Origin of the sequence: Gemella sp. 27098_8_155 (assembly GCF_041433725.1) — a bacterium.
GTDB classification, from domain to species: domain Bacteria; phylum Bacillota; class Bacilli; order Staphylococcales; family Gemellaceae; genus Gemella; species Gemella haemolysans_D.
In genome coordinates, this window is sequence record NZ_JAPWCA010000028.1 from 1 (window position 1) to 16,923 (window position 16,923).

A 16,923-nucleotide genomic window follows, 5' to 3' on the forward strand; every position below is an offset into this window, starting at 1 on the left:
TGTCCAGTAAAAGGGGTACATATCATTTCTCCGAATCGATTTCTCCGAAATCACGATTTTTGAGTCACTCCCATACAAAAAAATTCTAAGTAACAAATATCGATGTTACTTAGAATTTTTTGTTTATTATTTTGCTGAATTCACAATAGCTTTATTATTCTTGTTGTTGTAAGAGATGTAAGTAAGAGTTAAGAATATTATTCCTAAAACAACTAGGATTAATATAGAGTTGTTGTAAATTCCATCAGTTAAACCACCAAGAACAGCGTGGCGAACTGCCATGTCACCGTAGTAAACAGGTGTGAACGGAATTAATCCACTGTATAGAGATGGTAACATTTCTTTAGGGAATAGTGGTGTAGTTAGAACGAATTGTAAAGCTACAAATCCGATACTAATAGCATTACCAACTTTTCCGAACGTGTATGATAAGAAGTGTGTTATTATCATAAACACGATACCTGAAAGTATTAATCCGAAGAAGTACATTCCGAAGTTTTGTATTCTAAAGTCGAATAATAATTTCATCACTACAACTTCGATAAGTGTAGCTAATGCTGCGAATGTAGACATTGCTGCAAGTCTTGAAGTGAATAGACTGTTTGTTGACTCTCCGTATTCTGCTTTACGAGCTGGGAATAAGATGTTAAATGCCGCAGCTGCGATTAGTAGTCCAAATACTAAGAAGAATGGTGCCATTGCGTTACCGTAGCTAGTTTCTTCTGAGATGTCGCTAATATTAGTTTTGATTGGGTTAGACATCATGTCTACGTTTTTATCTCCAGTTTTAGCTGCAGTAATTCTATCAGCTCCACTAAAAAGTTTATCTGCTAATAAACCAGATCCGTCTTTAGCTTTATCTAATCCTGCGATTAACTCAGGAGCTTTAGCTTGCATTATTGTAAGAGCACTGTAAAGTTTATCAGATCCCGCTTTAGCAGTGTTAAGTCCGTTAAGTAGTTCCGGAGCTTTAGCCTGCATAGAAGTAAGTCCACCGTGAAGTTTGTTAGCTCCATCTTTGGCGTTATTAACTCCATTAATTAATTCCGGAGCTTTAGCTTGCATAGCAGCTAATCCGTTAGAAAGTTTTTCAGAACCAACTTTCGCAGTGTTAACTCCGCCTATTAATTCCGGAGCCTTAGCTTGCATTATTGTAAGAGCGCCAGAAAGTTTTTCAGAACCGACTTTAGCACTGCTAAGTCCGTTAAGCAGTTCCGGAGCTTTAGCTTGCATAGCAGCTAAACCATTAGAAAGTTTTTCAGAACCTTCTTTAGCAGTATTAACTCCATTAATTAATTCGGGAGCTTTAGCTTGCATAGCAGCTAATCCGTTAGAAAGTTTTTGTGAACCTTCTTTAGCAGCGTTCACTCCGTTAATTAATTCGGGAGCTTTAGCTTGCATAGCAGCTAGTCCGTTAGAAAGTTTTTGTGAACCTTCTTTAGCAGCGTTCACTCCGTTAATTAATTCCGGAGCTTTAGCCTGCATAGCAGCTAATCCGTTAGAAAGTTTTTCAGAACCTTCTTTAGCAGCGTTAACCCCATTGATTAATTCCGGAGCTTTAGCTTGCATAGCAGCTAGTCCGTTAGAAAGTTTCTCAGACCCAACTTTTGCACTGTTAAGTCCGTTAATTAATTCCGGAGCTTTAGCTTTCATATCTGTTAGTCCTTGATATAATTTTTTACCACCGTTATCAAGTTCTTTAATACCGATGCTTAATTCCGGAAGTTTAGCTTGAAGTTTGTTAAGCCCTGCATTAATTTTTGCATTTCCATTAACTAAAGCATCAATACCACCAGCTAACTCAGGAAGTTTCTCGTGCATTATACTGATACCACCACCTAATTTATCGAATCCAGCTTGTAGTTCTGAACCTTTAGCTGCAAGTGTTCCAACACCTTGTGCTAGTTCACCTGTAGTCATTGATGTAGTAAGGGCGCTTACACCGTTAGTGTAGTTTGTTACTCCATCTTTAAGTTTTGGAGTTGCATTAGCAAGTTGGTTAAGTCCGTTTGCTAAGTCCCCTGTTGTTAGAGAAGATACAGTAGCATCTACTCCACCTTTATATTGATTGAATCCTGCCATAAGGGTAGGTGTTTTTTCGTTCATTATAGTTAAACCAGCTTTTAATTGACCACTACCAGCAGAAAGTTTACCGACAGCGTCTTTAATGCTAGAAAAACCACTAATTGTTCCCTCAAGTTCAGAAGAAAGTGTATTTACATCGAATTTATCAAGTTGAGTTTGGATGTAATTTAATCTTCCTACACGATATTTCATACTTGAATATTTTGAGTTTGCGCTAGAGACTGCTGAAGAAAGTTCAGCTTTAATCTGGCTATTGTTGTTACTGCTGCTATTTTGAACAGTAGTAGTTGGTTGAGCAACAGGTGCTGGTGTAGCAGCAACATCGTTACGAGCTGCGGCAAGGATACTTGCTTTTTGCTCAGGTGTTAATTGCATTGATGATAATGTTTGCTCCAAGTTTGCGAAATTAGTAGCTGCAGGAGTTGGAGCAGGTGCTGCTGTAGTTGTAGTAGTCGTAGTAGATTGTGTTTCTATACGATCTACAAGAGCTTTTATAGATTCCAGTTGAGAACCTAATTCTGCAAAAGCACTGTTAAGAGGATTGAAGTGTGTTCTATAAGTAAGTTTTAATCCTTTTAGTTTATCTAATGTTGAGTTTAGATTAGATTTCTTAGCGGCCAAATCACTGTCGCTAGGTAAGTTAGCGTTTAATGCGTTTAATCCTGTGTTTAGCTTATCAGCTCCATCTACAAGTTTTGGAGTGCTTTCAGAAAGTTTAGCTACCCCATCACCTAGTGCAGCCCCACCTGCAGTAAGTCTATTTAGATCACCTTTTTTAGCTGCAAGTCCAGAGTTGATTTGTGAAATACCGTCTGATAATCTATCGATTCCATTGTTTAATGTAGTACTACCGGCGTTAAGTTTTTCTAAATCTTCTTTTTTAGCTAGTAATTTTTCATTAAGTGTAAGAACACCGTTAGTATATTTTAAAAGTCCAGCTTGGAATTCTTTGCTTCCGTTATATAGAGAATTGAAACCAGAAGTAAGCATAATACTTTTAGCTTTAAATGTATCGAAACCGACAGTAAGCTTATTAGAACCTTCAGTTAGTTCGTTTACACCAGAGATTAATGCGTCTTTTTTATCGTTTAATGAACTTAGACCTTCTGATAATCTTCCAGCTCCACTTTGTAATTGAGATACTCCATCACCAAGTTTAGCTCCACCTTCACTAAGACGAGAAAGTCCGTCAGTTAGACGTTTAGAACCATCAGAAAGTTCGTTAACTCCATTGTTAAGTCTTTGTCCACCTTCACTAAGGCGAGAAAGCCCATCGGTTAGACGTTTAGAACCATTAGAAAGTTCATTGATTCCATTACCAAGTTTAGCTCCCCCATCGCTAAGGCGAGAAAGTCCATCAGTTAGACGTTTAGAACCGTTAGAAAGTTCGTTAACTCCATTGTTAAGTCTTTGTCCCCCATCGCTAAGGCGAGAAAGTCCATCGGTTAGACGTTTAGAACCATTAGAAAGTTCATTGATTCCATTACCAAGTTTAGAACCGCCATCGCTAAGGCGAGAAAGTCCATCAGTTAGACGTTTAGAACCATTAGAAAGTTCATTGATTCCATTACCAAGTTTAGTTCCCCCGTCGTTAAGACGAGTTAGTCCATCAGTTAGACGTTTAGAACCGTCAGCAAGTTCGTTAATTCCGTTGCCGAGTTTAGCTCCGCCATCGCTAAGACGATAAAGTCCAGCAGTCAGTCTCCATGATCCTTCAGATAGTTGATTAATACCACTGCTAAGTCTTAGTCCTCCATCGCTAAGACGAGTTAGTCCGTTAGAAAGTCGACCAGAACCGTCAGCAAGTTGGCTGATACCACTTCCTAGTTTTAGTCCCCCATCACTAAGTCGACCAAGACCATTAGAAAGTCGACCGGAACCGTCAGCAAGTTGGTTGATACCACTTCCTAGTTTTTGCCCTCCATCACTAAGTCGACCAAGTCCGTTGTTCAGTGTATTCGAAGCATCGGCTGCTTTGTGAAGAGACTCTCCAATCTCAGAAAATTTACCGTATAATGTAGCTGTATAAGTTTTTACAACTTGATCCTTAACTGTGTTTGTTAGGTTACTTGCTACAGTTTCCATGATTTTCTCACCATTTTTACTTTTCGTAAAATTGGTAGTAAAGTCGATGTTCATTTTTTCTGGATTATCATTTGATAAAGATGTAGCATTTTTAGAAAAGTTCTGTGGAATTGTAACTACCATATAGTAGTCTCCTTCGCGTAGTTCTTTATCGGCTGTATCTTTATCGACAAATTGCCAATTTACTTTTTTATTTTCTTTTAATTTATCGACCATTGAATTCCCGACTTCTAGAGTTTTTCCATTAAAATCTACTTTTTGGTCTAGATTAACAACTCCGACTTTCATATTTCCGGTGTTGTTATATGGATTCCAAACGGATTTTAGGAAGGTTCCTGAATATAAAACAGGAACTAGAAGAACGGTAGCCATGGTAGCTTTTAACCCTTTACTCTTTAAAAGGCTACTAAATTCTTTTTTTATCATAATTCCTCCTAAGAAATTTCGTCGGCGAAATTCCATTATATTGAATTTAATGATATGGTTTCATATCACTTAAGATATTTTACAACCTTATATACTAAAAGTCAAAATATTTTTTAGTAATAGTGAAATGATAATATTTAATATTGGGGTATATTATATATAATGGGGATAGAAATTATAACTGTTAAGTGAATTTTATATTTGATAAATCACTATAATGTCACGTTTTTATGAGATAACAAGAATATTATGTAACCTTATAAAGATATATATATTAATTAAAATAATTTAGTTAATATATACTGTAAAAATCCTAATTAACGAAAAAAATAGTTCACTATTTAAAAAGAGGAATGTTTAAAAAAGAGGAATATTTAAAAAAATTATATTTATAGAGAAAAAACGAGTATTATAAAAGATATGTAAAAAGGCAGTTATCTCTCTGATAGAGGATAACTACCCTTTAGGTTATATTGTTTAGGCTGTTGCGTGAGCAATTTTATGTTCTAATAAATTTTCAAAGCAAATTTGTGCATCTTTTAAGTCTTTTGGATCTGGATGTTTTTTAGATTCTTTAACCATATCGACAAGATCCGGTGTAACCTTATGAATAAAGTTTGGGTCATGCCAAGTAAGGATTTTGAAAACTATCATAACCTTCGGATCAACTTTACCTTGGCAAACAAATGTTTCGTGGATTCTATTGTTTCTTTCTTTCATAAATGCGATGTAATTGTTAATAGAATCATCAGCGTGATAATGTTCACGAGGAACACCGCAAGTTAAGAATAGAGCGACATCTTTTCCGTGTATCTCTTGTTGATCTACAAAACGTTGCATATTTTTATTAGCGTTTGTTTTATCCGTCCATGCTCCTAAAATATAAAAGTCGTATTCTTTCTCTAGTTTTTTTCGTTGTTTTTTTATGTCGAGTAAATCTACTTCCCCTTGGTCTTTTATCTGTTCATAGATAGCCTCGGCTACTTTTTTAGTATTTTTTGTTTTGCTAGAATAAGCAAGTAAAATTTTCATAATTTAGCCTCCTACTTAGGATATGTAAATAATTATCTTGTAAGTTGATTCCGTATTTATTAAATCTATATAATTATTATATCAAAAATAATTATTGATTTAAATAGTTAATTGAAAATAATAATCAATTATGATTTTGTTTTTAAAAAAATAAAAATAAATTGAAAATTTAACTTGAGAAAGTACTATTTACAACGTAAAAATAAGAAAAAATTAATTGTTTATGATAAAATACTTATTAAGAAATATTGCGAGGATGGATAGAAATAGTAATGGATAGATTGTTTGAAGTATCAAGTTATGCATCATTTATAGTGTACCATATAGAAGCGATGGATAAAATTAAAGTTCCCAAAAGAGTGATACGCGAGTATGTAAATCTTCAAAAAACAGTGAACAGTTTTCCAACAGAGTTAAACTATATACGTAGTTTTTATGATGAAAAAACTGGAAGTAGTGGAACTTTGTTTGAAAATACTGTAGAAGGGAATTATATTTTATCTTATACAGGCACGAATTTCTACTTTGATAGACAAAAAGATATGTATGCTGATGTTGTAGGGATTTGTTTAGGTCAAGGGGAACACTTAACGCCGTGTTACAGATTTTATACAAGAATGAAGAAAAAATATGGTAATGATATCATACTAACTGGTCATTCTTTAGGTGGAAGTATTGCGCAACGAGTTGCAATTGAGTACGATGTGAAAGAGAGTGTAGTATTTAATGCTGCACCTATATATCTAATTGGTGGTATAGATATTTTTATGGATAAAGAAGTTGATGGAGAATTGTACGCTACACGTATGAAAAAGTATCTTAGAAATATGAAGAAAATCGCTATTAAGAAAGCTACTTTTACAGGTTCTGTTAAGAGAATTGTTTCGGAGTATGATATATTTACGCGTATAGCTGAGTTGCTTTCTATTGGTTATTATGTGGGTGATGAAATTATAGTTAAAGAAGCGGGAATGCACGGGATTAAGAGCTTTTTAGATATATATAATAAGTCATTCGGAAGTTCTTTTGAAGGAGAAGAAAATCAAGACGGGTATTTATCTTCAGAATATAAAGATTTTGGTTTGGCAGAGATAGGGATATTAAGTAATTTTTCTGAGGAACGTATAGTAGGGTTAGAAAAACAATTGAATGTACTCCTTACTAGTGATACTGTAATCTCTAATTTGAATAAGAATCCATACAATGTTAACTTCGAATTTTTTATAAGAGCTATATTAAGAAATATAGAGAAAGATAAAGAAAAACAATAATAGATTCCTTGTCTTACGTTTTTGTCAGATGAGTAGTTTTTTATATGTGTATAGTGGCAGGTGTATATGTTTTATAGGTTGTTATAAAAACTTTGTGTTTTCTCGTAAGTGATAGAGTGTTAATCGCTTGCTTAAAGTTGTAACTTATTAAAGAAAAATGATATAATGTAGATAGCTATATGCATTCTTGCAAATTAGTAAGAATATATAATAATACTTAGTATAAATCTAAGGAGGAAGATGATGGCAGAATATAAAATACTAGTAGTCGATGATGAAGAACCGATTGCTAATATACTAGATTTTAATTTAAAAAAAGAAGGCTATGATGTAATAGTTGCTAATGATGGAGAAAAAGCGGTGGAGCTTGCTTTTAGCGAAAACCCTGATTTGATTCTATTAGATTTGATGTTGCCGAAAAAAGACGGAATGGAAGTATGTAGAGAAGTACGTGCTAAAAAGAATATTCCAATTATTATGCTAACAGCAAAAAATAGTGAAATAGATAAGGTTCTAGGACTAGAATTCGGAGCTGATGATTACGTGACTAAACCCTTCTCAACACGTGAACTTATGGCTAGGGTTAAGGTAAACTTACGTCGTGTTACTAAGCAACAAGAAGAAGTTGTAGAAGAGAAGAGTGGTAGTGACCTTGTAATTAAGGATATTGTAATCTATCCAGAGGCTTATGTTATTAAGAAAAATGGAGAAGAAATAGATTTAACACGTAGAGAATTTGACTTATTCTATTACCTTGCTCAACACCGTGGCCAAGTTTTAACACGTGAGAACTTACTGCAAACAGTATGGGGTTATGACTACTTCGGAGATGTTAGAACAGTTGACGTGACTGTGAGAAGATTACGTGAAAAAGTAGAAGATGATTCATCACAACCTGAATATATAATGACGCGTCGTGGTGTTGGTTACTTTATAGGTGAAGAGTAATGAGTTTTTTCGGTAAGAAATTTAAGAAAAGATTCTTTTCATCAATCCGAACTAAGTTCGTAATAGTATATGTATTAGTTAACATAATTTCGTTACAACTAATCGGATTATTCTTTACAACACAACTAAGAAACAGTAATATAAACACATTTGAACAAAATATTATCGAACAAGAAAAGATATTGAATTACCATATTCGAGAGGAACTTGATAAGGTTAATATGAAGAAGGGTGAAGAGTCAACTGATTCAGAGAATAACGCTAATCAAGATTCTACAAGCAATAATCGAGATTCAAAAAGTGGAATAGTAAAACTAGTTAGTGAATTTAATATCCAGAAATTACTACTTGTAAATGTTATTGATAATAATTCGAAAATTTTAGCGAGTTCATCAAAAAATGGAAATGATGACTATCTTGCTAAAAGATCTTTTGATCCACTTGTTAGTCAAGTTATAAAAACGGGTGAGAGTACTAAACAAATTCAGTATAATGCTGATAGTAATAAGCGTGTATGGATTTATGTGAGTCCTGTAAAAAAAGATAATGAAGTTATTGGTGTAATATCACTTATGGCAGATATAGAAAGTGTTTATCAAGAGGTAAATAGTATTTCGAGAATCTTTATAGTAGGTACTATATTATCGATATTAATTACTACTGTAATAGGGTTTGTCGCTTCTAAAACCGTAACGAGTTCTATTGAAAAAATGAGTTCTCAGGTTAAGAAGATGGCTTTAGGAAATTATGGTACTGTAGTTGGTATAGATACAGATGATGAAATCGGTGATCTTGCTAAAGTATTTAACCGGATTTCTAGGAGAATCGAAGAAGAGCAGGCTGTAACGGAGACAGAACGTAGGAAGCTTGCGACTATTATCGAGAGTATGATGGATGGAATTATTGCAACTGATAATAACGGTAGAATAATCCTTATAAATACAAGTGCTGAGGATATGTTAGGTGGACGTGATGATGAAATTTTCATTGGAAAAGATGTTCTAAAAATTCTTGATATTACAGAATATGAAAGTATTGAGGAAATATTAGAAGCTGAGGATAGCCTTCTTGTTAATGCGTCTAATGATAGTGATGAATTACTATTACGAGCAGAAATCTCTAAGATAGAAAAAGAAGATAAAGAAGATTTAACTCAGATGTCAACTGAGCTAGAAGGATATATTATTGTTCTTTATGACGTAACAGATCAAGAGCGTCAAGAAAAAGAACGTCGTGAATTCGTATCAACTGTATCTCATGAACTTCGTACACCTCTAACTACGATGAACAGTTATATCGAAGCATTAGAAGAAGGTGTATTAGAAGATAAGGAACTGGCTCCTCAGTTTATCGATACTATTCATAAAGAAACTACTCGTATGATAAGAATGGTAAATGAACTTATGCAACTTGGGAAAATGGATATTAAAGAAGAGCATTATGAAAAAGAGTTCATCGATATAAATAAAATGCTTGAGCAGATCACAGATAGATTTGCACTAACACATCCAGAAAAGAATTTTATAAAACATATTTCTAAAACGCCGATATTTGTTGAAGGAGACCAAGACAAACTTACACAGGTGTTTGACAATATTGTTAATAACGCAATAAAATATTCTCCAAATGGTAAGAATATCACTATAAGAGTTAGACAGAATTATCACCATAATAGGGTGAGTATTTCTATAAAAGATGAAGGGGTAGGAATACCTTTAGTACATATAGATAAAATTTTTAATAGATTTTATCGAGTTGATAAAAGTAGACAAAGAAGTATGGGTGGAACTGGTTTAGGATTAGCTCTAGCTAAGACTATAGTAGAAGCTCATAAAGGACGCATTTGGGCACAAAGTAGAGAAGGTTATGGAAGCATAATTTTTGTAACATTACCTTGTGAACAAATAGATGACGAATGGTTATAGAGGTGAGTAATATGAGAAATAGAAAAAAGGAAACTGTAAAATCAGTTGTTTTAGGTATACTTGTTTTACTAAGTTTAACTTTATCTTATCTTATTATTACTTATCAACCAGATTACGAAATTTTTACGAAAAGATCTACTCAGAAAACAGTTGATTCAAACAAAAATAATCTTCTGAATTTCCTTATACCTGATAGTGTGGTGAAAAACCATGAAGGAACAAGGGAAGAAGCTGTAATTCAAAATACAATAACAAAAGTAGCTAGCGTAGAAGGAGTCAAGGAGAAGAAAGTATTAAAAGAGTTACTGTCTCTTCTTTCAGATAGTGAGAGCACGGAATCTAGGGTGAGAAACCGTAACATAGAAGATATTACGACTAATAACGTTGAAAAAATATTGATAAATTATCAAGTTACTTTAGACTCAGCGCTGCTTAAACCGTTATTCTTTTCTGAGGACAATTCAAACGTAAGTTTAGAGTTTGATACTATAGTTTTATTAAAAGATAGACCTAATATGATTTATCTATATAAAAAAGATGATAAAAACTATCTTCAAATTACTTTAAAACAAGATATATATGAGAAGATAAATAGTAAATTCAATGAGAAAAAGCAAAATTATGCGAAATACAGTTTAAATAACAAATTTATATATCTAAAAGAAGGCGATGAAGATAATATTATTGATGAATATAGCGCTGAAGATGTCAATTTAAATAAGCTGGCGAGGGATATTTTTGAGAAAAAAGATAATCTTAGAATTAGTAATGAAGATGAAGTAACTGATGGATATGGAATATTAAGATCCATAAACAACAGACTAGTATATACAAATCCATCTAATGAAGGTGGACGTGAAGTAGGAGCTACTATTGCTATAAATAATACTATTAGTTTCTTAGAGTTAGGTTATGTTGGAGATACTAATTACCAACTAACAACAGCTTTAGACGGAATTAGTATTTTCCAAGAAGCGTACAAGGACTCTATAGCTTTTAGTAAAGATGGTTTTGCTGATATAATATCAGAAGATAACAGTAGTGGAATATATAAACTGACCTCACCGAAGAAATTGACTAAGACTTACCTTTCATCGAAAGAAGCGGAATTGTATTCTGTAGAAAAAACAGAATACGTGATAAACTATCTTTATGAGAGGGTTAACCTAAAAGAAATAGGTGATATAGTTTTAGGATATGATAAAACTTACAATAAAGAAAGAAATAGTTTCAGTTATACTCCTGCATGGTATGTGAAGTACAATGACAGATATATGAGTTTCAAAAAACTAAAAGAAAAAATAGACAAGGGAGAGAGACTATGAATTGGGACAAGATGAAAACATTATTTATTTACCTATTTGTCGCATTAAATGCAGTCTTATTAACTTTTTATGTCTATACAGTTCAAAAGAATAAAACTGAAATAGTTCAAGAAAAAGAAATAATAGAACGATCTATGAAAAATGATAATATAACTGTCGAAGAAAACACCACAAAACGTGATAATCTAGGTTATGTTAATGTAACTATTTCGGATTTGAAAGATTATAAAAAAGAAGAAAATGGATTGAAGATTGAAGTTGAAAATGTAGATAAAACATCAACTCTAAAGGTTAGTTCAGAAAATGCTATAAGTAATGTTAATAAAGGTAGTTATAGAGCTGAATTAGACTCATTTTTACTTGAAAAATTGAAGTTGAGTGCAAATTATGTATTCTCTAGTTACAATTCTAATAAAAATGAGGTTATTTATGAACAACAGATTGATAGTTTCAGAGTATTTTCAAATAAAAATGCTAGAATAGTTTTTGAAGTTGAAAGTAATGGAGATATCAGGCGGTTTACTCTAACAGGAGTTTCTAACATAAGAAAAGATAAAAACGAACCCTTAGTTACATCTAATCAAGCTATAAACAGGTTGTATCATGAAGACTTGATTCCAAAAAATTGTAGAGTTCGTACAACTTTAGGATATTATACTTATATTTCACAAACAGAAAATCAAGTATTAATACCGACTTGGAATGTTGAGATAAGTGATAAGGACGGACAGGTGAGTAACTATTATGTAGATGCTATAAACTTGAATATTTTAAATAGAAAAGGACAAAGTTCATAGATAGGTATAAAAAAAGCTATCCATCACAATAAAGTGGTGGATAGCTTTCTTTTAGATATGTTATTAGTCTGCTAAGTAAGCACGTAACATCCAAACATTTTTTTCTAATTGAGTTTTTAGACCTAGTGCTAAGTCAGAAGTACCTTGATCTCCTTCTTCTTCAGCTACTTCCATAAGGTGAGTTAAGTCGTTGATTAATAGTTCGAAATCGTGGAATACAGCTGCAACCATTTCAGAAGTTGTTTCTTGTTCAGTTGCTTCTTTAATAGTTGTGATTTCTAAAGCACCTTTAAGTGTAGAAACTGGGCGACCTCCAATTGCTAATAATCTTTCCGCAACCTCATCTAAAGATTCAGTCGTGTAATTATAGTAATTTTCAAATACTTCGTGTAGTGTGTAGAAGTTACGTCCTTTTACATACCAGTGGAAGCTGTGTAATTTTGTGTATAATACTGTTAAATTTGCTACAAGTTTGTTTAGTTCTGTTGTACGTGTCATATTAAATTCTCTCCTTTATATTTTGTAATTTATGCTTAAATTATAGCACCATGAATACGTGATGTAAAGTTTATAGACTTATAATAGTTATTGAGAATTATTATCTAAAATAAAGGTTGATTTGACAATGTTTTCCGAGGTGAAAAATTATAAATGATAATCATTATCGAATATAATTGTTGTATTTATGTAGTAATAAGTTGAAATTAATCTAGTGAATTGTTAAAATAAAGCAGAAAGGAGTGCTTTTAATGGCGAAGTTATGTATATTTTTAATAAAATTGTATAGAAGGTATATATCTCGTTACACAAGACCAACATGTAGATTTTCACCGACATGTTCGAGCTATGCGATGGAAAGTTATAAGAGATTTGGCTTTTTTCTTGGAACATACTTAACTATAAAGAGACTTTTGAAATGTCACCCTTTCTATAAGGGAGAGTATTTTGATAATGTTCCTTTATTTAAAAGAGAAATATTTAAATTTAATAGAAAAAAATAAAATAAAGAGGTAGCTGAAATCAGCTACCTCTTTATTGGGCGAAATTGTTAATTTTGGATAAAAATTTGGAATGTTGATTGATCTGTTGAAAAATAAATAAGGGGTTGTTTCAACAATATAACAATTAAAATATTATTTAATTAGAGTATTCGTAGATAAATCCTCATAATTATCCACAAATATTAATTTATATTGCAAAAGTGAGGTAAATCCTCATAATTATCCACAGATGCAAGAGATAATGTTATTTATCAATGCTATTTCCAGCATCTAACCATGCGGCAATTCCGCCCGGAAATCTATAGACATTTTTATATCCTGCTTCTTTAGCTAATGTTGCCCCAACATGACTTCTTTCACAAGAAACAAATCCACAGTAGATAACAATTTTTTTATCTTTATCAGTACCTAAAGTTTTTAAGAATGTTTCTTTTTCTTCTGGTTTTAAATCTTTCATTTCTTTAGGTAAGCCAGCATTTACAGCACCTTTGATTTTTGTTTTTTCAAAGCGATCGGAAGGAATAGTGTTGATTAAAATCATATCTTCTTTGTTGTCGATAGATTTTTTCAATTCATCAGCGCTTATTAAATTATAATCCCCAGTTTTTGTGGCTTTAACAAGTTTGATGGCAGCTTTTTCTACCTCGTTTTCTTTTCCGTCTTTTGCGGAACGGTTAAGACCATCGCCACTACTGCAACCTACTAAAGATACAGAAAGTAATATGCTCGATAAAGCTAAAGTTATTTTATTTCTTTTCATAAATTTACTCCTCCTTTAATTTTCACTTTTATTATAACATAAAATACGGTAACTATAAATTAATTATATAATAAAATTTAATTATATTAAGATAAGTGATAATTGTTATTATAGTATTATTTATATGTAAACTAAAAAATATACAACAGAATATATAAAAATTAATAAAAAATTAATATGTTTATTGATTTGGTTTGTAGAAGATGTAGACGGTTTTATTTATATTTTTTGTGCAAAAAAATAACTCTATTACTAGCTAGTAGTAACAGAGTTATATCTTTTTTTGTATTTATTTATAAAATATTATTTTTTGCTGAATATGCTTTTAATGAAATTGAAAATTTTATCCTTACGACTTGTTTCTTTACTGGCTAGCATTTTTTTAACGAAGTCAGGCATTTCGGTTTTTTCGCCGTCTTTCTTGTTAGCCAGCATTTTTTTAACGAAGTCGGGCATTTCAGGTTTTTCACCATCTTTTTTATTGGCAAGCATTTTCTTAACGAAATCAGGCATTTCTGCTTTTTCTTTATCCATCTCGTTAAATGTTGTTTGTTCTGGATTATGATAGATAAAAGGATTATTTTTATTATCATTAATTGCAGAAACTAGAGCTTCTATTAAACGAGAGTCGTAGTTTGGCATTGGTGGTCTATGATATGCTACACCAAATTCTTCGCAAAGTTCACGACATTCAACATCATTATCAAAAAGAACTTCAATATGTTCACTTATAAAACTAAGAGGTACAAATATATAGTGATTTGGATGCTCTTTTTGATCTCTTAAATATTCTAGAACATCAGGTTTAATCCATGGCATACCGATATCACTCTCACTTTGCCATGTGTTTGTATAGTTATCTTTATCAAGTCCTATTTTCTCTGCAATTAGTTTGGTCATATCGAAGATTTGGTCAACATAAGGGTCATTATATTTCAAAGCAATCTCAGGTACACTATGTGCAGAAAAGATAACTTTAAAGCTATCATTTTTAACTTCTGTATCGATAATTTTTTTGATTTCATCAGCCCAAAATTCAACTAATTTTTCTTCTTTATACCACGATTTTATTATATTAAATTTGATTTTATCACTCTTAATAAATCTTTCATATCCCATAATAGAATAGAATGAATAATGAGGTTCTAAAATTAAACAAATACATTCTTCAATATCATCTTCTTCCATTTTTGAAATTACATCCGGGATATATGGAGAAGAGAATTTATTTGCGAAGTATACTTGATATTCATCTCGTACAGCTTCTTTTAACAAATTAACTTCTTTAAGTGTTATTTCTTGAAGGGGAGAACCTTCGATGCGAAGATAGTTTTTTAATAATAAGTTGATTTCATCATCGTTAGGACGAACTCCTCTTCTAATATTCGTAAAAAATTTAGCTACGCCTTCAAATGTATAATCCTCAGGTGTTCCATATGTCATAACTAAAATAGCTTTTTTCATTATTTAACCTCTCATAATTGTATAGTTATATACGATTATACCACTTTTTGTACTAAAACACACGTGTTTTTATATTGTTACAGAAATTATTATCAATTACAATATCATATTAATTAAACTTAAATTGCTTAGACTGTTATATTTGTGAAGAAATTATGGCGAGATTGATGGTAAAAGGAAGCAATGTATAAAGTACAAGAAATCATAAAAAAACTATTGCAAAAACCTTAGAAAAGTTATAATATATAAGATAACTAAAAAGTGCACTAATAAGAGAGTTTTAAAATCTCCGATTGGTAGTTGTAAAAAGGAGGATGTGTTTAAGTGAGAAAAAAAATATTAGGAGCAATAACATTTATGGCTGCTGTAGGTGGAGTTATTTATATGAAAAATAATCCTAAGTACAAAGAAATAATTAGAGTCGTAAAAACTGCAGATGCTCGTGGTTTTTATGAAAAAATAATATTAGAAAAAGATAAATTGGCATTTACTGCAAAGTCGAAAATAAAAGATTATAAGATTGATTATGAGAGTATAAGAAGTGTTGGAGAAAAAATTTATGCTAGATTAATAGTTAATAATGATGAAAAATTAAATATTGATACGGTACTCGATGAAAAAGACACTAATGTAGAAGAAGTAGCTCACTCAGAAAAATTAGATAAACTATTGAGTGAATAAGATAGTTGTAGGGTGTAATAATAATTTTGAAATAAAATATTCCCTAGGAAATAATAAAAAAGGAATCCTCCATTACAGTAAGGTGAGTGTAATGGAGGAATTTTTCATGGTTAAATTAATTATTTAGTTTTATTTTTATGCAAAACGACTGCGAATACTTGTTGGTATTGATCTATAAACACTCTTAGTAACGAAGAATAAGAATGTTATTAAAGCACCTTTTAATAGGTTGAATGGAATAATACCAGCAGTTACAATAGTTTTCACATTAGTTACGATATCAGCTAAATTCATGATATATCCATATGCTGGAAGTAACACGAAGTAGTTAAGTAATGACATGAATAATGTAATAGCTAAAGTACCTAAGATACCACCGATGATTGTTTTTGTAGTACCTTTTTTGTAGAAGAATACGATAATGCTAATGAAAGTAAATTCTACAACGATATTAGCGATTGATCCGATAGGTTCATGTGATAATAATGCGAAGTGTAGGAAGTTTTTTAAGAATGACACTAAAAGTGCATCTTTATAACCTAATAATAACAACGCCATGAATAGCGGGATAAACGTGAAATCAAATTTTAGAAATGGTGGCAAGAATGGCACAGCAAAACTAAAAAAAGATAGAAGTAGAGCAATAACTGCAAGCATTCCACTTAAAACAAGTGAATGAACATTTTTTTTGTACATATTAAATCCTCTTTCCTATCTTCATAGGCAAAAAATAACCGCAATATAATTTTTAAAAAGGCGTCTTTAAAATCTGTATTAGATATAAAAAACACCACTTTAAAAAATTTAAAGCGGGACTGAAAGGTATGAAAAATAAACATCGCACAACACACTGTATGACAAATATACATATGTAGTAAGGTTATATGTGCAAGTTTATTAATTCTATATCTTCTATCATCCAGACTGTACTGTCGGTTTTGGAATTTCACCAAATCAGCTTGCGCTCGCGGACTTTAACCGCCGGTCGGGAATTTCACCCTGCCCCGAAGATAATTTAATTATTTACTATAGGTTTATTATAAACCTAAGACTAAAGTTTGTAAAGAGAAAAGGCTTAACTTTTTATAGATAGATAAAAGTAGGGAGTGACTCAAAAATCGTG

General features: G+C 31.8%; 13 protein-coding genes and 1 riboswitch. Of the genes, 7 read left to right on the forward strand and 6 right to left on the reverse strand.

Going from position 1 to position 16,923, the window contains the following annotated elements; genetic code table 11:
• Positions 1 to 126 precede the first annotated feature (126 nt).
• Positions 127 to 4,596, reverse strand: coding sequence for a YhgE/Pip family protein (locus O5Y44_RS08340; RefSeq protein ID WP_371465940.1), 4,470 nt, complete (start codon positions 4,594 to 4,596; stop codon positions 127 to 129).
• A 477-nt stretch (positions 4,597 to 5,073) separates the two neighbouring features.
• Entirely contained in the window at positions 5,074 to 5,628 is a 555-nt protein-coding gene (locus O5Y44_RS08345; RefSeq protein ID WP_371465941.1) for a flavodoxin family protein, read from the reverse strand.
• A gap of 272 nt (positions 5,629 to 5,900) precedes the next feature.
• Between O5Y44_RS08345 and O5Y44_RS08350 the strand changes: the two genes are divergently transcribed.
• The 5 genes from O5Y44_RS08350 to yycI all read left to right on the forward strand — a co-directional run bounded on the left by O5Y44_RS08350 (position 5,901) and on the right by yycI (position 11,894).
• Positions 5,901 to 6,899, forward strand: coding sequence for a Tle-like phospholipase domain-containing protein (locus tag O5Y44_RS08350; RefSeq protein ID WP_316447582.1), 999 nt, complete (start codon positions 5,901 to 5,903; stop codon positions 6,897 to 6,899).
• A gap of 243 nt (positions 6,900 to 7,142) precedes the next feature.
• Positions 7,143 to 7,847 carry a response regulator YycF gene (gene yycF / locus O5Y44_RS08355; RefSeq protein ID WP_003147481.1) on the forward strand — a complete coding sequence of 235 codons (705 nt, stop codon included), beginning with the start codon at positions 7,143 to 7,145 and terminating at the stop codon, positions 7,845 to 7,847.
• The gene (locus O5Y44_RS08360) at positions 7,847 to 9,772 is read left to right on the forward strand and encodes an ATP-binding protein (protein WP_271987045.1); all 1,926 of its coding nucleotides are present in this window, start codon (positions 7,847 to 7,849) and stop codon (positions 9,770 to 9,772) included. The genes yycF and O5Y44_RS08360 overlap by 1 nt, the downstream gene beginning before the upstream one ends.
• An 11-nt stretch (positions 9,773 to 9,783) precedes the next feature.
• A complete protein-coding gene (yycH, locus tag O5Y44_RS08365) occupies positions 9,784 to 11,097 on the forward strand; it encodes a two-component system activity regulator YycH (protein WP_371465943.1) in 1,314 nt (437 codons plus the stop codon).
• Between the two features lie 11 nt (positions 11,098 to 11,108).
• Positions 11,109 to 11,894, forward strand: coding sequence for a two-component system regulatory protein YycI (gene yycI / locus O5Y44_RS08370; RefSeq protein WP_371465945.1), 786 nt, complete (start codon positions 11,109 to 11,111; stop codon positions 11,892 to 11,894).
• A 63-nt stretch (positions 11,895 to 11,957) separates the two neighbouring features.
• Here the strand turns inward: yycI and O5Y44_RS08375 are convergent, their stop codons facing one another.
• Positions 11,958 to 12,392, reverse strand: coding sequence for a Dps family protein (locus O5Y44_RS08375; RefSeq protein ID WP_371465946.1), 435 nt, complete (start codon positions 12,390 to 12,392; stop codon positions 11,958 to 11,960).
• 251 nt (positions 12,393 to 12,643) lie between these two features.
• On the opposite strand from O5Y44_RS08375, the gene yidD reads away from it, so the two are divergent.
• Positions 12,644 to 12,895, forward strand: a complete 252-nt coding sequence (gene yidD, locus O5Y44_RS08380; protein ID WP_003147487.1) for a membrane protein insertion efficiency factor YidD — start codon at positions 12,644 to 12,646, stop codon at positions 12,893 to 12,895.
• Between the two features lie 244 nt (positions 12,896 to 13,139).
• Here yidD and O5Y44_RS08385 read toward each other — a convergent pair whose 3' ends face one another.
• Both O5Y44_RS08385 and hemH read right to left on the reverse strand, forming a co-directional pair.
• Positions 13,140 to 13,655 (reverse strand): rhodanese-like domain-containing protein, encoded by a 516-nt coding sequence (locus O5Y44_RS08385; protein ID WP_271987050.1) that lies wholly within the window; start codon positions 13,653 to 13,655, stop codon positions 13,140 to 13,142.
• Between the two features lie 303 nt (positions 13,656 to 13,958).
• Entirely contained in the window at positions 13,959 to 15,119 is a 1,161-nt protein-coding gene (hemH, locus tag O5Y44_RS08390) for a ferrochelatase (protein ID WP_371465947.1), read from the reverse strand.
• A gap of 324 nt (positions 15,120 to 15,443) precedes the next feature.
• Here hemH and O5Y44_RS08395 point away from each other — a divergent pair, with 324 nt between their 5' ends.
• Complete coding sequence (locus O5Y44_RS08395) at positions 15,444 to 15,800, forward strand: DUF1310 family protein (RefSeq protein WP_271966057.1); 357 nt, start codon at positions 15,444 to 15,446, stop codon at positions 15,798 to 15,800.
• A gap of 135 nt (positions 15,801 to 15,935) precedes the next feature.
• On the opposite strand, the gene O5Y44_RS08400 is transcribed toward O5Y44_RS08395, so the two are convergent.
• Positions 15,936 to 16,496 carry an ECF transporter S component gene (locus O5Y44_RS08400; RefSeq protein WP_271987052.1) on the reverse strand — a complete coding sequence of 187 codons (561 nt, stop codon included), beginning with the start codon at positions 16,494 to 16,496 and terminating at the stop codon, positions 15,936 to 15,938.
• A gap of 207 nt (positions 16,497 to 16,703) precedes the next feature.
• A riboswitch (FMN riboswitch) is annotated at positions 16,704 to 16,816 on the reverse strand.
• Positions 16,817 to 16,923 lie beyond the last annotated feature (107 nt).